General features: G+C 70.4%; 13 protein-coding genes. 9 read left to right on the forward strand and 4 right to left on the reverse strand.

Translation table 11 applies throughout. The features are described 5' to 3' along the window. Positions 1 to 88: 88 nt before the first annotated feature. Positions 89 to 1,075, reverse strand: coding sequence for a malate dehydrogenase (locus ACGFIV_RS08890; protein ID WP_358548958.1), 987 nt, complete (start codon positions 1,073 to 1,075; stop codon positions 89 to 91). A gap of 148 nt (positions 1,076 to 1,223) precedes the next feature. Continuing rightward, complete coding sequence (locus tag ACGFIV_RS08895; RefSeq protein ID WP_358548960.1) at positions 1,224 to 3,653, reverse strand: Tex family protein; 2,430 nt, start codon at positions 3,651 to 3,653, stop codon at positions 1,224 to 1,226. Between the two features lie 150 nt (positions 3,654 to 3,803). On the opposite strand from ACGFIV_RS08895, the gene ACGFIV_RS08900 reads away from it, so the two are divergent. Beyond that, complete coding sequence (locus ACGFIV_RS08900; protein WP_358548963.1) at positions 3,804 to 4,016, forward strand: SHOCT domain-containing protein; 213 nt, start codon at positions 3,804 to 3,806, stop codon at positions 4,014 to 4,016. Here the strand turns inward: ACGFIV_RS08900 and ACGFIV_RS08905 are convergent, their stop codons facing one another. Next, positions 4,017 to 5,534 carry a condensation domain-containing protein gene (locus ACGFIV_RS08905; RefSeq protein ID WP_392833311.1) on the reverse strand — a complete coding sequence of 506 codons (1,518 nt, stop codon included), beginning with the start codon at positions 5,532 to 5,534 and terminating at the stop codon, positions 4,017 to 4,019. It abuts the gene before it with no gap. 453 nt (positions 5,535 to 5,987) lie between these two features. Here ACGFIV_RS08905 and ACGFIV_RS08910 point away from each other — a divergent pair, with 453 nt between their 5' ends. From ACGFIV_RS08910 to ACGFIV_RS08925, 4 genes are read left to right on the forward strand one after another with little or no spacing between them, the layout of a single operon-like run. Then, a complete protein-coding gene (locus ACGFIV_RS08910; RefSeq protein WP_392833314.1) occupies positions 5,988 to 7,526 on the forward strand; it encodes a class I adenylate-forming enzyme family protein in 1,539 nt (512 codons plus the stop codon). Further along, a complete protein-coding gene (locus ACGFIV_RS08915) occupies positions 7,507 to 10,587 on the forward strand; it encodes an amino acid adenylation domain-containing protein (protein ID WP_392833317.1) in 3,081 nt (1,026 codons plus the stop codon). The genes ACGFIV_RS08910 and ACGFIV_RS08915 overlap by 20 nt, the downstream gene beginning before the upstream one ends. Next, positions 10,584 to 10,913, forward strand: a complete 330-nt coding sequence (locus ACGFIV_RS08920; protein WP_392833320.1) for a phosphopantetheine-binding protein — start codon at positions 10,584 to 10,586, stop codon at positions 10,911 to 10,913. The genes ACGFIV_RS08915 and ACGFIV_RS08920 overlap by 4 nt, the downstream gene beginning before the upstream one ends. Next, a complete protein-coding gene (locus ACGFIV_RS08925) occupies positions 10,910 to 12,277 on the forward strand; it encodes a condensation domain-containing protein (RefSeq protein WP_392833323.1) in 1,368 nt (455 codons plus the stop codon). Before ACGFIV_RS08920 ends, ACGFIV_RS08925 begins: the two co-directional genes overlap by 4 nt. 64 nt (positions 12,278 to 12,341) lie before the next feature. Here ACGFIV_RS08925 and ACGFIV_RS08930 read toward each other — a convergent pair whose 3' ends face one another. Continuing rightward, on the reverse strand, positions 12,342 to 14,312 hold the full coding sequence (locus ACGFIV_RS08930; protein ID WP_358548978.1) for a glycosyl hydrolase family 18 protein: 1,971 nt from the start codon (positions 14,310 to 14,312) through the stop codon (positions 12,342 to 12,344). Between the two features lie 909 nt (positions 14,313 to 15,221). On the opposite strand from ACGFIV_RS08930, the gene ACGFIV_RS08935 reads away from it, so the two are divergent. The 4 genes from ACGFIV_RS08935 to ACGFIV_RS08950 all read left to right on the forward strand — a co-directional run bounded on the left by ACGFIV_RS08935 (position 15,222) and on the right by ACGFIV_RS08950 (position 20,566). Beyond that, a complete protein-coding gene (locus tag ACGFIV_RS08935) occupies positions 15,222 to 17,507 on the forward strand; it encodes an FxsB family cyclophane-forming radical SAM/SPASM peptide maturase (protein WP_392833519.1) in 2,286 nt (761 codons plus the stop codon). Positions 17,508 to 17,651: 144 nt separating this feature from the next. Beyond that, entirely contained in the window at positions 17,652 to 18,284 is a 633-nt protein-coding gene (locus tag ACGFIV_RS08940) for a TIR-like protein FxsC (protein ID WP_358548981.1), read from the forward strand. Further along, positions 18,277 to 19,560: a TIR-like protein FxsC gene (locus ACGFIV_RS08945; protein ID WP_358548984.1), complete on the forward strand. Its 1,284-nt coding sequence runs from the start codon at positions 18,277 to 18,279 to the stop codon at positions 19,558 to 19,560. Before ACGFIV_RS08940 ends, ACGFIV_RS08945 begins: the two co-directional genes overlap by 8 nt. A 1-nt stretch (position 19,561) precedes the next feature. Then, positions 19,562 to 20,566 carry a KGGVGR-motif variant AAA ATPase gene (locus ACGFIV_RS08950; protein ID WP_358548987.1) on the forward strand — a complete coding sequence of 335 codons (1,005 nt, stop codon included), beginning with the start codon at positions 19,562 to 19,564 and terminating at the stop codon, positions 20,564 to 20,566. Positions 20,567 to 20,585: the final 19 nt, after the last annotated feature.

Raw genomic sequence — 20,585 nt, forward strand, 5'->3', positions numbered from 1 at the left:
TGTCGGCCGCCGCGGGCCGCGATGGCGGACGCGGTGCCGCCCCGGGATCGGAGCGGATCCCGGGGCACGGCTCCGATGGCCTCGGCCGTCAGATCAGCCCGAGCTGCCTGACCGCGTCGCGCTCCTCGCCCAGCTCGCCCACCGAGGCGTCGACGCGCTCGCGCGAGAACTGGTTGAGAGAGACGCCCTGGACGATCTCCCAGCGGCCCCCGCGGGAGACGGCGGGGAACGACGAGATCAGGCCCTCGGGCACGCCGTACGAGCCGTCGGACGGGAGCGCCACGGAGGTCCAGTCACCCTCGGGGGTGCCGTTCACCCAGTCGTGGACGTGGTCGATGGCCGCGTTCGCCGCCGAGGCCGCCGAGGACGCGCCGCGCGCCTCGATGATCGCGGCGCCGCGCTTGGCGACCGTGGGGATGAACGTGTCGCGCAGCCATCCCTCGTCGACCTGCTCGGCCGCGATCTTGCCGTTGACCTCGGCGTTGTAGAGGTCGGGGTACTGCGTGGCGGAGTGGTTGCCCCAGATGGTCATCTTGGTGATGGCCGTCACGGGGACGTCCAGCTTGGCGGCGAGCTGCGAGAGCGCGCGGTTGTGGTCGAGCCGGGTCATCGCGGTGAACCGCTCGGCGGGGACGTCGGGCGCGTGCTGCTGCGCGATCAGCGCGTTGGTGTTGGCGGGGTTGCCCACGACCAGGACGCGCACGTCGTCGGCCGCGTGGTCGTTGATCGCCTTGCCCTGCGGCCCGAAGATGCCGCCGTTGGCCTGGAGCAGGTCGCCGCGCTCCATGCCGGCGGTGCGCGGGCGGGCGCCCACCAGGAGCGCGACGTTGGCGCCCTCGAAGGCCGCGTTGGCGTCGTCGCTGATGTCGATGCCCTGGAGCAGCGGGAACGCGCAGTCGTCGAGCTCCATGGCCGTGCCCTCGGCGGCCTTGACGGCCTGCGGGATCTCCAGAAGGCTCAGCCGCACCGGCACGTCCGGGCCGAGCAGGTGGCCTGAGGCGATGCGGAAGAGCAGCGCGTAGCCGATCTGGCCGGCGGCGCCGGTGACGGTGACCTTGACGGGAGCCTGCGTCATGACGTTCCCCTACGTGGGCGGTTGACGGTTTACGAACAGCCGAAGGGTATCCGTTCGATTCATCGCCTTCCGAACGCAGGTCCTCCCTGCGGCCTCGGAGACCGTGCCGGGCGCGGCTCGCAGGCGCCCGGCACGGTCGCTGATCGGGTTACTTGAGGCCCTTGTCGAGGCCGGCCTTGCGGAGGGCCTCCGCGAGCGCGCCGCCGCCGCTCGAACCGCCCCGGTCCTGCCGGGGCTGGCCTCCGCCGCCGCGCTGGCCCGGCCCCGGCTTCTTGCCGCCCCTGCGGTCGGCGTCCCCCGCCTGGGCGTTCCGGCCTCCGGCACGGCCCGCGGGCTGCCCGCCGCCCCGGCCCCCGGCCTGGTCGCCCGTACGGCCCGCGGCCTGGTCGCCCGTACGGCCCGTGGCCTCGTCGTCGAGGCGGAGGGTGAGGGAGATGCGCTTGCGGGGGATGTCGACGTCGAGCACCTTCACCCGCACGATGTCGCCCGGCTTCACGACCTCACGCGGGTCCTTCACGAAGGTCCTGGACATGGCGGACACGTGGACGAGGCCGTCCTGGTGCACGCCGACGTCGACGAAGGCGCCGAAGGCGGCGACGTTGGTGACGACGCCCTCCAGCAGCATGCCGGGCGAAAGGTCGGAGATCTTGTCCACGCCCTCCTTGAAGGTCGCGGCCTTGAAGGCGGGTCGCGGGTCGCGGCCCGGCTTCTCCAGCTCCTTGAGGATGTCGGTGACGGTCGGCAGGCCGAAGGTGTCGTCGGCGAAGTCGGCGGGCCGGAGCGAGCGCAGCACGGCGCCGTTGCCGATCAGGGTCTTCAGGTCGCCGCCGGCCGCGCTGATGATGCGCCGCACCACCGGGTACGCCTCGGGGTGCACGCTGGAGGAGTCGAGGGGGTCGTCCCCGCCGGGGATGCGCAGGAAGCCGGCGCACTGCTCGAACGCCTTCGGGCCGAGCCGGGGCACGTCCTTGAGCGCGCGGCGCGACCGGAAGGGCCCGTTGGCGTCGCGGTGCAGCACGATGTTCTCGGCGAGCCCGGAGCCGATGCCCGAGACGCGGGTCAGCAGCGGCGCGGAGGCGGTGTTGACGTCGACGCCGACGGCGTTCACGCAGTCTTCCACGACGGCGTCGAGCGAGCGTGAGAGCTTGGTCTCCGACAGGTCGTGCTGGTACTGCCCGACGCCGATCGACTTGGGATCGATCTTGACCAGCTCGGCCAGGGGATCCTGGAGCCTGCGGGCGATGGACACCGCGCCGCGCAGCGACACGTCGAGGCCGGGTAGCTCCTGCGAGGCGTAGGCGGAGGCCGAGTAGACCGAGGCCCCGGCCTCCGAGACGACGATCTTGGTGAGCTTGAGGTCGGGCTGCTGCTTGATGAGGTCGCCGGCGAGCTTGTCGGTCTCGCGCGAGGCGGTGCCGTTGCCGATCGCGATCAGCTCGACGTGGTGCTCGCGGGCCAGGCGAGCGAGGACGGCGATCGACTCGTCCCAGCGGCGTCTCGGCTCGTGCGGGTAGATCGTCTCGGTGGCGACGACCTTGCCGGTCGTGTCCACGACGGCGACCTTCACGCCCGTACGGAGGCCGGGGTCGAGGCCCATTGTCGGGCGGGTGCCCGCGGGCGCGGCGAGCAGCAGGTCGCGCAGGTTGGTGGCGAACACGCGCACCGCCTCCTCCTCGGCGGCCTGCCACAGGCGCATGCGCAGGTCGATGCCGAGGTGGACGAGGACGCGGGTGCGCCAGGCCCAGCGCACGGTGTCGAGCAGCCAGCGGTCGGCGGGCCTGCCCCGGTCGGCGACGTCGAAGCGCCGCGCGATGCGCTGCTCGTAGGTGCTCGGGCCGTCCTCGGCGGGCGCCTCCTCGGGCTCCAGCGTGAGGGTGAGGACCTCCTCCTTCTCGCCACGGAACATCGCGAGGATGCGGTGGGAGGGCAGCTTGGTGAAGGGCTCCGCGAAGTCGAAGTAGTCGGAGAACTTGGCGCCCGCCTCCTGCTTGTCGTCCCTGACCCGGGCCACCAGGCGGCCACGCGACCACATCTGCTCGCGCAGGCCGCCGATGAGGTCGGCGTCCTCGGCGAAGCGCTCGATCAGGATGGCCCGCGCGCCCTCCAGCGCGGCGGCGGCGTCCGCGACGCCCTTCTCCGCGTCGACGAAGGCGGCGGCTGCCGCCTGCGGGTCGACCGAGGGGTCGGCGAGCAGCCCGTCGGCCAGCGGCTCCAGCCCCGCCTCACGGGCGATCTGCGCCTTGGTGCGGCGCTTGGGCTTGTAAGGGAGGTAGATGTCCTCCAGGCGCGCCTTGGAGTCGGCGGCCATGATCTGCGCTTCGAGCGCCTCGTCGAGCTTGCCCTGGGAGCGGATCGACTCCAGGATCGCCGTGCGCCGCTCCTCCAGCTCACGCAGGTAGCGCAACCGGTCTTCGAGCGTGCGCAGCTGCGCGTCGTCGAGCATCTCGGTCGCTTCCTTGCGGTAGCGGGCGATGAACGGCACGGTGGCGCCGCCGTCGAGCAGCTCGACGGCGGCCTTCACCTGGCGCTCACGCACGCCGAGCTCCTCGGCGATCTGCTGATGAATGGAGATCGTCACGATCCTGATCCGCCTTCGCTTGAGGTTCGGGGACGATTGTGCATGCTCCGCACACCGATTGTCGCGCGGAGAGGCCCCGGCTAAGGTCGGCGAAGCTGCGAGAATGGGAGCGCGCGAGGGCCCCGAGATCGCAGGGAATGGGAGGTTGGCGTGAAAACCCTGCTGCTGCTCTTCGGGCTGATCATCATCGTCTCCTGCGTGCTCGTGCTGGTGCGCACCTGGACCTGGACCCCGCAGAGGCGTACGGCGGAGCCGCCCGCCGCCGACAATCCCAAGGAGATCCTCAAGCGGCGCTACGCCGCCGGGGAGATCGACGAGGACGAGTACCTCCGGCGCATGTCCGGCATCTCCCAAGACTGGTAGCTAGGCGCGCGTGATCTCCTCGCGCTCGTCCGGCGGCAGGAACGACAGCCGCGAGACCCGCTCGGCGGGATCCGCCACGACCGACCTCAGCACCCTCTCGTAGCGGCGGGCCAGGCGGGCGATGGCCGGGGCGTCGAACAGGTCGGTGTTGTAGGTGAACGCGGCGAACAGGCCCTCGGCGTCACGGGTGACGTCCACCGACAGGTCCATCTTGCTGTACCGGAAGCCCGGGTCGAAGGGCTCCACCTCAAGGCCGCCGAGCGCCAGCCGCCCGTGCCCGGTGTCGGCCTGGTTCTGCTGGATGAACATCGTCTGGAACAGCGGGGTGCGGCTGAGGTCCCGGGGGATCCGCAGCTCCGGCAGCAGCCGCTCGAACGGCACCGCCTGGTGGCCGTAGGCGCCCAGCGCGTCCTTGCGCACCCTGCGCAGGAGGTCGGCGAACGAAGGGTCCCCGTCGAGGTCGGCGCGGAGCACCAGCGTGCTGGAGAAGAACCCGATCACGGGCTCCAGGTCCGGATCGGCGCGGCCGGCGATCGAGGTCCCGACGGCGAAGCCGGCCTGGCCGGTGTGGCGGCAGAGCAGCACCTCGTAGGCGGCGAGCAGGGTCATGAACGGCGTGCAGCGATGCGCGCGTGCGACCCGCTCGACGCCTTCGGCCACCTCAAGGGGTACCCGCAGGACGTGGACGTCGCCACGCGAGGTCCTCACCGCCGGCCGGGGCCGGTCGGCCGGCAGGTCGAGCGTGGGCAGCCCCGCGAGCCGTTCCTTCCAGTACGCCAGACCGGCCGCCTCGTCGTCGCGAGGAGCGCGCACGTGGTCGGCGTACTGGAGGGGGAGTTCCGGCAGCGGCGACGGCAGGCCCTCGCGGAAGGCCTCGTACAGCGTGGCCAGCTCGCGGTAGAGCACGGTGAGCGACCATCCGTCGGCCACGATGTGATGGACGACCAGGCAGAGCACGTGTTCCCGGGCGGACAGGCGGATCAGGGAGACCCGCAGCAGCGGCGCCCGGCCGAGGTCGAAGGGCCGGTTCGTCCGCTCGGCCACCAGTTCCCGCGCCCGCCTCTCGCGGTCGGCGGCGGGGAGGGCCGAGAGGTCGAGGTGCTCGACGGGGAGCGGCGTCGCGGGCATCACCTGCTGCACGGGACGCCCCTCGCCGCGAAAGCGGGTGCGAAGCGTGCCGTGCCGGGCGACGATCGCGTCCAGCGCGCGACCGAGGGCGCCGGTGTCCAGCGGGCCGCGCAGGCGCTCGGTGACGAAGATGTTGAAGGACGCGTCGGAGGGGTCGAACCGCTGGAGGAACCACACCCGTTCCTGGCCCGCCGACAGCGGGAACTCGTCGATCGGCGGCGCGGCGTCCTCCGGGCCCGGGGCGTCCTGCAGGGCCGGCGCGCCCTCCGCGAGGGGCGGCCGGTAGGCGAGCCGTCGTGCGAGCAGGGCCCGGCGGCTGGACGACAGTGAGACGCCGTCCCCGGGGCCCTCGGGCGTCGATGGTGCGGGCATGGTGAACCCGTCTTTCACACGGTCCGGTTCCTCGTCGGTGGAGGCGGCTCGGGGGTCGGCGGATATGCGGCTATATCGCCTCGGCGGCTGCGCGAGGAAACGCGCATATAGCGGTCTGATCAATGGACCGTACGCTATGAACGGGAAATAGGAATTGTCAACCGCCGACGCTTATCCGCGAAGTGTCCGGCCGCGGGACGTCCGGTGCGAGAACCCCGTGCCCACAGGGGTTTCCGCCGAAGCGGCCTTGACAGGGCGGCGGCGGGGGAAGCAATATGGCAGCGCTCCCAGCCAGGTTTCTCCGTGACCCGAAAAGACCGCGTGACGCGGTGCGAGCCTCGGGGTCCCACTGGCCGGGCGCTTCGGGGAGCCAAACGTTTTATCCAGGGGAAACAGTCGTCCTTTGACGCAAGGCGCGTCGGCCCGGGCGCCGCCGTCGTTTCGCACGCGCCCATTCCTCGGAGGTGCACAGTGCGTGCCGCACAACCGGGCTCGGCTCGCGGCCGGTCCGCCACGCTGACGGTTCCGGGCCTGCTGTCCGCTCGCGCCACGGCCGACCCCGGCGCGGTCGCGCTGACCGTCCACGGCGTCGGCTCGCTGACGTTCGGAGAATGGGACCGCCGCTCGGACGCCGCGGCACGGGGACTGCTCGAACGGGGGCTGCGGGCGGGTGACCGGGTCGGCCTGGTCTTCGGCGAGAACGAGTGGATCGACTACGCGATCGCCTACTGCGCCGCGCAGAGGGCCGGCGGCGTCGCCGTGCCGCTGTCCGCCGGCCTGCCTCCCGCCGAGCTCCACCGGCTCCTGTCGCACAGCTCCGCCGTGTGCGCCGTCCACGGCTCCGGCAGGAGCGTGCCGCCCTCGGGGCTCTGGACGGTGACCCTCCCAGACCTGGCCGGGCCGGACGGACCGGTCACGCCCCCGGGTGCCGGCGTGCCCGTCCAGCCGGGCGATCCCGCCCAGATCCTCTACACCTCGGGCACGACCGGGGAGCCGAAGGGCGTGGTGGCGAGCCACGCGAACCTCACCTTCGGCTGCTCGCGCGACGCCCGCCGCCGCCCGCTGGCCCACTCGCGCCACTTCCTCCACGCCTTCCCTATCGGCACCAACGCGGCGCAGACCATGCTGATCAACACGCTGGACGCCCGTCCGGGCGCGCTGACCCTGCCGCGCTTCACGGCCGCCCGCTTCGCCCGCCTCATCGAGTCCTACCGGGCCGGCACCGTGTTCCTCGTGCCGTCCATGGCGATCGAGCTGCTCAACGCGAAGGTCGCCGAGAAGTACGACCTGTCGAGCGTGCTGCTGCTTGGATCGACGGCGGCGGCGCTGGCCCCGTCCGTCGCCGTCGCGCTGACGGAGGCGTTCCCTCGGGCGACGATCGTGAACTACTACACCTCGACCGAGGCCGCCCCCGCCCAGACGACCATGGTCTTCGATCCCGAGCGCCCTCACTCGGTGGGCCGCCCGGCGTCCGGCGGTTCGCTCATGATCTCGGGCGGTGAGGGCCCCGTCCCGCCGGGGACGGCCGGGGAGGTCTGGCTGCGCTCACCGGCCGCGCCGCGTGGCTACCACCGGGACCGCGACGCCCCCGGCGCGGTGTTCCGCGACGGATGGGTGCGCATGGGCGACATCGGCTACCTGGACGACGACGGGTACCTCTATCTGCTCGACAGGGAGAGCGACATCGTCAAGTCCGGCGCGTTCAAGATCTCGACCCTGCGCGTCGAGGCCGCGCTGCACGAGCACCCGGCGGTGGTCGAGGCCGCCGTGTTCGGGGTGCCGCATCCGGTGATGGGTTCGGCCGTCGCGGCGGCCCTCGTCTGCCGCCACGACACCACACCCGTCGAGCTGCGCGCCTTCCTCACGGGCCGGCTCGCCAACCACGAACTGCCGACCCGATGGACGGTTCTCCCGTCCCTGCCCAAGAACACCGCGGGGAAGGTACTCAAGCGCGAGCTGCGTACCCTCCTCGCCACCCCGGAAGGCGACGATGCAGCGGACTCCCCTTGACACCCATCTCCCCGCCTCGCCCGCCCAGCACGGGATCTGGATCACCGAGCGGACGGGCGCGGCCGGCTCCGCGTACCGCATGCCCCTGGTCATGACGTTCGAGGGCGGCCTCGACGTGGCGGCGATGCGCGACGCGTGTGAGGCCGTCCTGGCCCGCCACCCCCTGCTCGGCACCGTGCCGGCCGAGGTGGACGGGGACCTTCGCCTCGTCCCCGCCGAGGTCCCCCCGTCCGTCGTGCTCGCCGGCCAGTCCGGTGAGGCCGTACGTGCGCACGTCGAGCGGCCCTTCGACCTCACGCGGGGGCCCCTGGCGGGCTTCGCGATCATCACGCTGAGCCCGGTGCGTCACCAGGTCGTCTTCACCGCCCACCACCTGGTCTTCGACGGCATGTCCAAGGACGTCCTGGTACGCGACCTCGCCGCCTGCTACCGGGAGCGCGTCACCGGAACGCCCGCCGGGCTGCCCGAGCTCGCGCACTCCTACGGCGAGCACGTCGAGAGCGAGCGCGAGGAGGTCGCCGCGCTCCGCGACGAGGCCGCCGCCTTCTGGCGGCAGCGCTGGACGGACCCGCCGCAGCCGATCCTGCCCGGCCCCGCGCGCGCCGTACGGGCGGCGGAGCCGGGGCAGGTGATCGAGGTCGTCCTGGACGACATCGCCCCCGCCGCCACCTCCCTCGGGGTGACCGGCTTCGAGTTCCTGCTCGCCTGCCTGCACGCGCTGCTGCGCCGGTACGGCAACGAGCAGGTCGTCGTCGCGGTCGACGTGTCCACCCGGACCCCGCAGGCCCGCGACCAGGCGGGCCTGTTCGTGAACGAGCTCCCGGTCGTGACCCGGCCCGCGCTCGACATGTCGTTCGCCGAGTTCGCCCGGTCCGTCCGCGATGAGCTGCGGCAGTTGTACCGGTTCCGCCGGGTGCCCCTCACCCAGGCCGTCGGCGGCCTCTCGCCGCGCGCCGCGCTCGCCCCCGTCTCGCTCAGCTACCGCGAACGCGACCCCGACCCTGTCTTCCCCGGCCTGGACGTCACCATCGACTGGACGGTGTTCAGCGGCGCCGCCCGCAACACGCTGCACCTCCAGGCGGTCGACTCCTCCGGCGGGCTCGCCCTGGGCTTCCAGTTCAGCCCGGACGCCGTCGCCCCCGGCACCGTGGAGGCGCTCGCGGGCCACCTCCGCACCCTCGTCGACGGCGTCACCGCCGACGCCGGCCTGCGCCTGGCCGACCTGCCGATCCTCACCCCGGACGAGTGGCGGGCGCTTCCCGGGTGGAACGCCACGGACCGGCCCGTACCGGACGTCACCGTGACCCGGCTGTTCGAGGAGCGCGCCAAGGCGACCCCGGACGCCGTCGCCGTCGTCTGCGGCGAGCGCGAGGTGACCTACGCCGAGCTGGACGCGGCGGCCGACCGGCTGGCCGGGCTGCTGCGCGAGCGCGGGACGGGTCCCGGCACGCTGGTCGCGATCCACCTGGAACGCTCGCCGGAGATGGTCGCCGCCGTGCTCGCCGTGCTCAAGGCGGGCGGCGCCTACCTCCCGCTCGACCCGGGGTACCCCGAGGAGCGGCTCGCCTTCGTCCTGCGGGACGCGGGGGCCGCGCTGGTCCTCGGGCGCGAGCGGCTCACCGACCCGCCCTGCGTCACCGGGATCCCGGACCTCCCCTGGGGGACGGTCCCGGTGCTGGAGCTCGGCGATCTGGCGTCGTGGCCCGTCGCGGCCGTACGGCCCGAGCCCCCTGCGCCCGGCGACCTCGCGTACGTCATCTACACCTCCGGGTCCACCGGCCGCCCCAAGGGCGTCGAGGTGGAGCACCGCTCGCTGACCAACCTGCTGCTGGCGATGCGCGACGAGCTCGGGGCGGGCGACGGCGACGTGTGGCTCGGGCTGACCACCCTGGCGTTCGACATCTCGGCGCTGGAGCTCCTGCTGCCGCTCATCACGGGCGGGCGGGTCGTCGTCGTGCCGGAGGCGAGCACGAGGGACGGCGCCGCGCTGCGCCGTCTGATCAGGGACCGTTCCGTCTCCCACGTCCAGGCGACCCCGTCGAGCTGGCGGCTCCTGCTGGACGCGGGCCTGGACGAGCCGGGCCTCGTTGCCCTCAGCGGAGGCGAACCCCTGCCGCTGCCGCTGGCACGCGAGCTTCGCGGACGGGTGGGCCGCCTGGTGAACGTGTACGGCCCGACCGAGACCACGGTGTGGTCGGCGATCGCCGAGATCCCCGAGGAGCCGGACGAGGTCACGATCGGCGTCCCGCTCGCCAACACCCGCGTCCACCTCCTCGGCGAGCGGCTGGCGCCCGTACCGGCGGGGGTGCCGGGCGAGATCTGCGTCGGGGGAGCGGGGGTGGCACGCGGGTACCTGGACCGCCCGGCGCTGACGGCCGAGCGTTTCGTCGCCGACCCGTACGGGCCGCCGGGCTCGCGCCTCTACCGCACGGGGGACCTCGGCAGGAGGCGGCCGGACGGGCTCATCGAGTTCCTCGGCAGGGCGGACGGCCAGGTCAAGATCCGCGGGCACCGCGTGGAGTTGGGCGAGATCGAGGCCAGGCTGCTCGCGCATCCGCTCGTCGCCGAGGCCGCCGTGGTCCTGCGCCCCGGCGACCAGCGCCTGGTCGCCTACGTCGTGCCGAAGACCGGGCCGGACGCGGGCGTCCCGCCGGAGACGGCGGCCCTGCGGGAGCATCTGGCGCGGGTCCTTCCGGGCGTCATGGTGCCGGGAGTCTTCGTCCACCTCGACCGCCTGCCGCTGACACCGGCGCGGAAGCTCGACCGCGCGGCCCTCCCCGATCCGCCCTCGCGAACCGAGGAGGCGTCCCCGCCACCGGCCGAGGCCGATCCCCTGGTCGCCGACGTCACCCGCATCTGGGAGGAGGTGCTGAGGATCGACGGCATCCGCCCGGACGAGGACCTGTTCGACCTCGGCGGCCACTCGCTGACCGTGACGCAGATCGCCGGCCGCATCCGCAAGCACCTCGGCGTGGACGTCGATCTGGACGTCTTCTTCGACAGCCCCACCATCGACGGCGTGGTCGAGGCGATCAGGCTTCTCCGAGCGGAGGCGACATGACGGACGTGACGCGGAACGACCCCGGTGGCGACATGACGGGCGTGACGCGGGACGACCCCGGAGGCGACGCGATGAGGCGGCGCGTCGCCGGCATGGTGGCGGCCGCCTCCGACGGGGAGATCACCTCGGAGGAGGTCCTCCGGTCGGGCGGATCGTTCACGGCGCTCGGCGTGACCTCGCTGACGACCCTGCGGCTGCTCGACGCGATCGAGGAGGAGCTCGGCGTGGAGATCGACCTCGGTGGCGACGTGGACTTCCTCGACTCCCTGGATTCCCTGGTGGGCCACATCCTCGGCGTCCTGTCCGCGCGGCCGGTGAGCGGATGAGGATGGAGTTCGCGTTCGAGGGCGAGCGTTCGGGGACCGCCCCGCTCACCTGGGGCCAGCGGTCGATCTGGCTCGCCATGTGCCGCACGATGCCGAGCGACCACTACTTCAACTTCGGCCGGGTCGTCGCGATCTCACCGCGCCCGCCACAGGACGTGCTGGACGCGCTGGCGAAGCTCGTCGCCCGCCACGAGTCCCTGCGTACGAGGCTCCGCGACGTCGGCGGCGAAGTGTGGCAGGACGTGGCGGGCTCCGGGGTCCTCGAAGCCGAGGTCGTGGAGTCCTCCGCGCCGGACCTCAAGCGGGCCGCCGACGACCTGCGCGACCGGCTCGCCGGGCCGACCTTCGACTACCGCGCCGAATGGCCGCTGCGGATCGGGCTTGTGACCTGCGAGGGTGACGTCCGCGCCGTGGTGCTCGTCTTCTGCCACCTGGCCGCCGACGGCCACGGCGCCGACGTCGTCGTACGGGACCTGCGGCTGCTCCTGCGCCGGGGAGCCGTTCCCGGACCGCCGCCGCGCCAGCCGCTCGACCTCGCCCGCGAGCAGCACTCGCCCGCCGGCGCGCGCGTCTCCTCCTCGGCGCTGGCCTTCTGGGACCGGGAGTACCGCCGGATCCCGCCCTCCATGTTCGGCACCCCCGCCGGGCCGCCCCTCGCGCCGAGGTTCTGGCGGGTGGCGATGACGTCCAGCGCCATGGACGCCGCCGTACGGGTCATCTCCGGCCGGCACCGCGTGAGCGGGACGACCGCGCTGCTCGCGGGGGCCGCCGCGATGGTGGGCCAGGTGACCGGGCACGAAACGTGCGCCATGCTGCCCGTCGTCGGCAACCGCTTCCACGTGCGCGACCGGGACGTGGTGACGCCGCTCGCGCAGGACGGCCTGTTCGTCCTCGGCCTCGGCGAGGAGACCTTCGAGGGCCTCCTGCGCTCGGCGTGGGCGTCGTCCCTGCGCGCGTACAAGCACACCAGGTTCGACCCGTTGGAGCTGCGGAAGGTCGTCGAGTCCGCGAGCGGCGACCGGGGGACCACGATCCATCCGTACTGCTGCTTCAACGACCAGCGGTTCGCGGAGCAGCCGCGCATCGTGGCCGTCGAGCACGAGGAGGCCGCGACGCGGGCACTGCTGGACGAGACCACCGTGACCTGGCCCGTCAAGCTCGACCAGCTGAACTGCCGGTTCTGCCTGCACGTGACCGACGAGCCCGCCGGGCTCGGGATCTCCCTCACGGCGGACACGGCCTTCCTCCGGCCCGAGGCCATGGAACGTTACCTGCGCGGCCTTGAGCTCCTGCTCGTGGAGGCGGCCTGCCGGGAGGTCCGGCTCGCGGAGCTGCCCGCCCTGATCGGCAAGGTCTCCATCTGACTCCTCGGACGCCGAAGGCCGGGGAGGCGGGCCCGTGCCCGCGCTCCCCGGCCCCCCGCCGCGCCTAGCCCAGCCCGTTCCTCATCGCGGTGATCAGCTCACCGCCGGTGGTGTCCCCGGTGAGCTCCCAGAAGAAGGAGCCGCCGAGGCCCTGGTTCTTGGCGTAGCTCATCTTCCCCGCGATGGTGCTCGGGGTGTCGTAGCTCCACCACTGGTTGCCGCAGTAGGCGTAGGCCGTGCCCGCCACGGTGCCCGTCGCGGGGCACCTGGTCTTCAGGACCTTGTAGTCCTCGATGCCCGCCTCGTAGGTGCCCGGCGCGGCGCCGGTGGCCGTGCCGCCCGGAGCGCTCTGCGTGACGCCGGTCCACCCTCGGCCGTAGAAGCCGATGCCGAGGAGCAGCTTGCTGGAGGGGACGCCCTTGCTCTTGAGCTTCTGGATGGCCGCGTCGGAGTAGAAGCCCGGGGTCGGGATGCCGGTGTAGGAGTTCAGCGGCGAGTGCGGCGCGGTCGGCCCGGCCGCCGCCCATGCCCCGAAGTAGTCGTACGTCATGACGTTGTACCAGTCGACGTACTGCGAGGCGCCTCCGTAGTCGGCGGCGTCGATCTTCCCGCCCGAGGTGCCGTCGGCCGTGATGGCCGCGGTGACCAGGTTGTTCGACCCGAAGCGCGTGCGCAGCGCCGACATCAGGTTCTTGAACGAGGCCGCCCCGCTGGTGTCGCAGCTCAGGCCGCAGGCGTTGGGGTACTCCCAGTCGATGTCGATGCCGTCGAACACGTCGGCCCAGCGCGGGTCCTCGACCAGGTTGTAGCAGGAGTTGGCGAAGGCCGTCGGGTTGGCCGCGGCCTGGCCGAAGCCGCCGGACCAGGTCCAGCCGCCGAAGGACCAGATCACCTTGAGGCCGGGGTGCTTGGCCTTGAGCTTGCGCAACTGGTTGAAGCTGCCGCGCAGCGCGCCGGCGTCCCACGTGTCGGCGACGCCGTCCACACTCTCGGCGGCGCTGTAGGCACGGTCGTAGTCGGCGTAGCTGTCGCCGATCGCGCACTGGCCGTTGGTCACGTTGCCGAAGGCGTAGTTGATGTAGCCGAGCTTGGAGGCCGAGCCGCTCGTCTCGATGTTCTTGACGTGGTAGTTGCGCCCGTAGATGCCCCACTCGACGAAGTAGCCGAGCAGCTTGTTCCCGCCGCCACCGCCTCCGCCGCTCTGGGTGGTGGCGCTGATCTGGTTGCTGTTGGCCGACAGGTTCCCGGCCGCGTCGCGCGCGCGGACGGTGTAGGTGTAGGCGGTGCTCGCCGCCAGGCCGCCGTCTTCGTAGGTGGTGCCGGTGACGGTGGTCACCAGGGTGCCGCCCCGGTAGACGTTGTAGCCGGTGACGCCCACGTTGTCGGTGGAGGCGTTCCACGCCAGCGAGACGCTGGAGGACGTGGTGCCGGTGGACCGCAGGTTGCCGGGCGTGCTGGGCGCCGTCGTGTCGCCGCCTCCGCTGCCCGGGGTGGTGACGCTGAGCGTGTTGCTGGCCGCCGAGAGGTTGCCCGCGGCGTCGCGCGCCTTCACCGTGTACGAGTACGCCGTGTTCGCCGTGAGGCCGCCGTCGGTGTAGGTGGTGCCGGTGACGGTGGTGACCAGGGTGGTGCCCCGGTAGACGTTGTAGCCGGTGACGCCCACGTTGTCGGTGGAGGCGTTCCACGCCAGCGAGACGCTGGTGGAGGTGGTCGCCGTGGACCGCAGGTTGCCGGGCGCGCTCGGAGCGGTGGTGTCACCGCCGCCGGTCACCGGCGTCCAGAGCGCCGGCACGTTCGGCGGCTCCCAGCCGACCAGGGAGGTGTGGCTCTGGACGCACCGGTAGTCCACGCCGTTGTAGGAGACCAGGGTGCCCACGGTGTAGGCCGTGTTCGGAGCCCACGCCGGGGCCGCGAGGGCGACGCGGCTCGTGGTGGTGACCGTGGCCGAGGCGCTGGGGCCGAACGCCACCGCTGTGCTGAGCGGGAGTAGCAGTGCGCCCGCTGCTATCAAGACTTTGGCGAACCTGTGTTTCATGTGTGTGTGCTCCACGTCCATCGGGCGGATGCGAAAGGGGGGTCGATCTGGACGTATCTACTGAGCCGGCGTGCCTCGCGGAAGCGAGGGGCGGCGGTGCCGGCCGATCGCCGGGAGTTTCCTGCCGGGGCGGTCACGAGGGGGGTGGTGGGGATCGCGACACGTCGGCGACCTTCCTACCTCGAAGTTGCGACGTTACTTTTAGGAAGCTTTCCTTTTAATTAGCTAGGAACCTACCCGCAGGTGCTTGCCCCGTCAATGACTTCTGACCAACCGAGTCGAGTCCCGCACGCCCGCCGCCGGCGGCCCCCCGGGACCCGCCGCGCGGACTCTCGGCCGGCGCGGACGCCGCCGCGCCCTCCGGGCGGTCACGGCCCGCCGCACTCCCTCCGGCACGGCCCCGGCAGGAGAAAAGGTCGCGGGGAATCGCGACCGGCCAGTGCCGCGACGGCCACTGTGTACGTAAAGTGAGATCCCACTTTCTGGGGTGCAAAAACGAATCTTGGGTAGTAATGTCAAAAATATCAGTCGATCTGGACGCCTCATGATCGACTGTTTCGGCACGCACGTGGAGCCCTCACCTCTGCGTCGTACGCCTGCGGCGTGACAGCCTCATCGCATGCAAAGGTGTTTCCACGATTCGAAGCTCGCTCGCGGATATTTCCCGGCCCCGAAGCAGAACGGTAAAGGCATGAGGATCTCTGGAGACAGCACCCCAATACTTCCCTCGAAGATCAAGGATCTACAAGATATCCCTCTGGCCGAGGTGGCCGGACTCGAAGCGGTCACGTTGAGGGTCCTGGCAGCGTCGACGGACCTGCGGCGGGTCTCTGTCGCGGCTTTCAACTCCTCTGTCTGATCGGCCGGCCGAGGGATTCTAGGGAGCCCGTCGTGCCGTTCCGGCAGTTCGTGCTCAAGGTTTCGAGCAGGTGTGACCTCGCGTGTGATCATTGCTATGTATATGAACACGCGGACCAGAGCTGGCGCCGCCGCCCCAAAATCATCTCTCGGGAGACCCTGGCGGCGGCGACCGCTCGCATCGCGGAGCACGCGCGGGCACACGCGTTACCCGCCGTCCACGTGGTCCTGCACGGTGGAGAGCCCCTTCTGGCGGGCCACGCTTTTCTCGAAGAAGCGATCATCGGCATTCGCCGTGCGATGCGCGGAATTTGTGAAGTCGATCTGCGCGTCCACACGAACGGCGTGACACTCGACGAGGAGTTCTGCGAGATCTTCGCCGCGAACGACGTCCGTGTGGGCGTCTCCCTGGACGGTGATCGCCCGGCCAACGACCTGCACCGTCGTTACGCCGACGGCCGTGGAAGCTACGACCGGGTGGTGCGCGCGGTCAACCTGCTGCGCGGAAAGTACCGGGGCATCTACGCGGGACTGCTCTGCACGATCGACGTCAGGAACGACCCGGTGGCGGTCTACGAGGCGCTCGTCGCCCTCCAGCCGCCGATGGTCGACTTCCTGCTGCCGCAGGCGACCTGGGACCACCCTCCGATGCGCCCGGATGGGGACGCCACCTCCTACGCCGACTGGCTGATCGGCATCTTCGATCGGTGGGTCAAGGACGGTCAACCGGTTCGTATGCGCATCTTCGAGTCCATCGTCCGTACGAGCCAGGGGGGGAACAGCCTCACGGAGGCCCTGGGGGTGGACGAGTGCGATCTCGTCGTCATCGAGACCGACGGGGAGTACGAGCAGGCCGACTCGCTCAAGACCGCCTTCGACGGGGCTCCGTCCACCGGACGCGACGTCTTCGGCCACAGTCTCGACGAGGCGGCCCGCTCTCCCAGGATGTCGGGCCACCTGGGAGGGCTGGAAGGGCTCTGTGACACCTGCCGGGCGTGCCCCGTGGTCGAGAGCTGCGGCGGCGGCCTGTACGCCCACCGCTACCGGACCGGCAGCGGGTTCCTCAATCCGAGCGTGTACTGCGCGGACCTCATGAAGCTCATCACGCACGTCCGTTCCCGCACCCGGGTGCGGGACGAAGCGGGCGGCGCTCCCGCGACGCACGCGATCCCGCTCGCCGACCTGGACGCCCTGGCGTCGGGCTACGGCGGTGGCGACGCGCTCGCGGTCCTCGCCGAATCGCAGAAGAGCCTCCGCCGCGCGCTGGTCGCGTCGGTGAACGAGATGGCCGGTCCCGCCGTGTCGGAGGCGTGGAAGCTGCTCACCGTGCTCGACCGCGAGCACCCCGGTACGGTCCAGGAGGTGCTGGACCACCCCTATGTACGCGTCTGGTCCGTCGGATGCCTCGAACAGGGCCGCCGGGCGACGGCCGAAACGGGATATCTGGCCAACATCGCCGCGGCCGCCGCCGTCCGGGCGGGTGTGACCACGCGGCTGACGGTCTCGGTACCCGGCGACGCGCTTTACCTGCCGACGCTGGGCTCCGTGGCGACCGGCCAGGTGGGAGAGGCGATCGTCGAGACCCGGCCCGGCGCGTTCACCGTCACGTCCGGCGACCGGCACTGGGACATCCGTCCCGGCGAGCCCGTCGCGACGTACGGGTGGCATCCGCATCGCCTGCTGACCGCCGGCGGGATGGCCGTGGTGCTGGACGACGTCGACCCCTTCAGGGACTGCTACGACCTGCGGGTCTCGTCACGCCTTTCCGCAGGGCGCCTGGCCGGGTGGCGGGAGATGTTCGCCGGCGCCTGGGAGCTGATCCAGCGGGACCACCCCGCCTATCTGCCCGCGCTGACCGCGGGACTGCGGGTGCTGACCCCGCTGGAGGCCTCGCGCGACGGCAGCCAGGTCAGCGCGACCGCGAGGCAGGCTTTCGGCGCGATCGGCGTCGCGCTGCCCGCCGGTCCCGAGCAACTCGCCCTGCTGATGATCCACGAATTCCAGCACGTCAAGCTCGGGGCGATTTTCGATCTTCTTGATCTGTACGACGAGAACGACGTCACGCTCTATCGAGCGGCCTGGCGAAAGGATCCACGGCCGCTCGACGGTCTCTTGCAGGGGGCCTACGCGCATATGGCCGTCACCGATTTCTGGAGGGTGCGCAGACATGCCCTGACCGGGGCTTCCGCCGAGTCGGCGACGGCGCGATTCCTGCACTGGCGCGAGGCCACGGCGGACGCCATCCAAACGCTCGCCACGTCGGGATCTTTGACCGCCCTGGGCGAGCGATTCGTCGGGGGAATGCGAGCTACGGTGCAATTGTGGGCTGGTGACTGATTCAGATGATCACCCAGGCCCGTGTGATTCCCGGCTCATGCTGCGCGGCCACGCTGAACTGTTTATCGTGGCCTACACATGAGCACTTCCGCGCCCGGCTTCCTATGATGTGGGGTGGACCGCCGCGAGGGTCTGGAGAGCCCTATGTCAGACGGATCGTTGTCCGGTGACGGAGCCGACGGGCCGTACTTCTTCCTGAGCTACCGTCATATCGGCCACATCGGGATGGAGACGCCCGATCGCTACGTCGTCGAGTTCTACCATGATCTATGCAGCCACATCATGCAGTTGACAGATCATCCCGATGGGGTGGCGGTCGGCTTCATGGACCGTGAAATACGGGGTGGCAACCGCTGGAACGACGACATCATGCGAGCACTCGCCACCTGTCGCGTCTTCGTACCGCTCTACCAGCCGAAATATTTCAAGAGTGACTTCTGCGGCAAGGAATGGGATGCGTTCTCCCGCCGCGAGGAGCTTCACCGGTCGAGAAGTTACAGCCCGTTCACCGCCATCCTGCCCGTGCTCTGGGCTCCCGTGGATCTGCAGCGGATCCCCAAAGTCGCCAGCGAGCTTCAGGTGCGACACCCTCCTCCGAGCAAGGACGCCATGAAGGACTGCCTCTACTGGCTGGCCGTCATGAAGGACTTCCACAACGGTTACATCAGCGCCACTCTGGAAATAGCGGCAGCCATCGTCGACATCGCGACCAGCACGCGATTGGAGCCCTGCGAACCGACCGTTTTCGTCGATCTTAGGAACGTCTTCGATGAGTGATCTTGGGCAGCGCGAGAGCGGGCGGGAATCGGCGCCGGGAGCCGACGGCCGGAACCCGTATTTCTTCCTCAGCTATGAGCCCACACCGAAGTACGGCCCCGACGACATGGGCGACCCGGACATGTGGGTGGTGTCGTTCTTCGAGAAGCTCTGCGCGGTGGTGAGCGAGTCGGTCGGTCTTCCGCTCGCCGCAGTCGGTCACCTCGACAGGGAGCGTCCGCGCACCGGCTGGTCGGCCCGCACGGCCACGGCCCTTGAGACCTGCAAGGTCTTCGTCCCGCTCTACACCCCGCGCTATTTCGCCAGCGAGCGGTGCGGCCGGGAGTGGTCGGTGTTCGCACGGAGGATCGAGCGGTCGGTCGGCGAGTTCGAGCCGATGAACGCGATCGTTCCCGTCTTGTGGGTCCCGACCCCGCTGCCGAAGCTGCCCACCGCCACGGAGCCGGTGAAGTTCGAGTCCTCGGCGCTCGGAGAGACCTACCAGAGGCTCGGCCTCTACGGGATCATGCGGACCGGTCTGCGCGACGAGTACGAGATCTCCCTCCGCAGGCTGGCGCAGCGCATCGTCGAGGTGGCGGAATCGGCGCGGGTCCTGCCCGGGAGCGAGGCGAACTACCACTTGGCGCAGAACGCGTTCACGGGATACCCCCGCCGTAAGCTCCAGATCATCCTGGCGCCCGCACCGGCCTCGTCGCCCGATGACCGGAGCGACGCGTATTACGGCGGTGGGGACAGCGAATGGAATCCGTATTATCCCCACACCAGTACCTCGCTTGCGGAGTACGCGACCGATCTGGTCCGGAACCTTGAGTACGCGCCCGAAGTCCTCACATTTCGCGAAAGCTCTGACCAGGTGCTCGGCACGGTCGTTCCCACGGCTCCGGCGGTGCTGATTGTCGATCCCTGGGCGGCGGGGGATCCCGAACTGCTCGACCAGCTCCGGCAGCTCGATGACCTGGAAAAACCGTGGATCGACGTCATCGTCCCCTGGAATCGCGACGATGAGCGAACAAATGATGCGGAAGCGGAGCTGGTGGGAAAACTGGAGAATGTTCTGCGCCGCAGGCTTCTCGAAGGGCGGATGAGCTCTAGGATCTCCGCACGGGACACCTCCACGATCGAGGAGTTCGGGCGAACCCTGCGTGCCGTGGTGCATCGCGTCGGCAATCAGTATCTGAAGCATGCGACCGCCCATCCCCCCGCTGGTCTCCATGCCAAGCGTCTGAGGTTGAGGGGTCCCGATGGAGCGGACGATCTGATAAATGGTGAGGATTGAGATGAGTGGCGTCCAAGAGGGACAAATCATCACCTTCTACTCTTACAAGGGTGGAACCGGACGCACTATGGCGCTGGCGAACACCGCCTGGATCCTCGCGAGCACCGGACGGAAAGTCCTGACCATCGACTGGGACCTGGAGTCTCCGGGTCTGCACAAGTTCTTCCACCCCTTCCTGACCGCCGGCATCAGCGACATGCCGGGGGTCATCGAGATGATCCAGGAATACGCCTGGGCCGCCGTGCTGGACGAGCCGCGATCCGACGACTGGCACAAGGAATACGCCCAGGTCTCGCCTTACGTCACCACGCTCAAATGGAGCGAGTTCCCCGGTGAGGGCCGGCTTGATTTCATGTCGGCCGGGCGCCAGAACCGTGACTACTCATCCCTGATCGGCTCGTTCGACTGGGACCACTTCTGGGAGCAGCTCGGCGGGGGCCTGTTCTTCAACGCCCTCCGCGCCGACGTGAAACAGAATTACGACTACGTCCTCATCGACAGCCGCACCGGCCTCAGCGACATCGCCGAGATCTGCACGATGCACCTGCCCGACGCGCTGGTCGACTGTTTCACGCTGAGCGACCAGAGCATCGAGGGAGCCGCCAACGTCGCCCGTGACGTGAGCAGGGCGGACACCAGGAACATCGAGATCTTCCCTGTGCCCATGCGGATCGAGGAGGGGGAGAAGGAGAAACTCGACGCGGGGCGGGCGTACGCATGGAGCAAGTTCGACAAGTTCCTCTCCGGCGCCGGCAAGCCGATCCTGATCGCTACTGGGCGGCCGTGGAGATCCCCTACAAGCAGTTCTACGCCTTCGAGGAGACCCTCGCCGCCTTCGGCGACCTTCCCGGATCGCCGCGGTCGATGCTCAAGGCCTACGAGAGCCTCACGGAAGTCGTCACCAAGAGCAAGATCAGTGCTTCGCCGATCGACGAGAAGCTCCGATCGCGCTACAGAGGTCTGTTCACCCGGGTCAGGCCGGTCGCCCCCGGTGACGTCGTCCTGAGCTACGTGCCCGAAGACCG

The sequence above is a fragment of the Sphaerisporangium sp. NPDC049003 genome (assembly GCF_043197795.1).
Lineage (GTDB): Bacteria > Actinomycetota > Actinomycetes > Streptosporangiales > Streptosporangiaceae > Sphaerisporangium.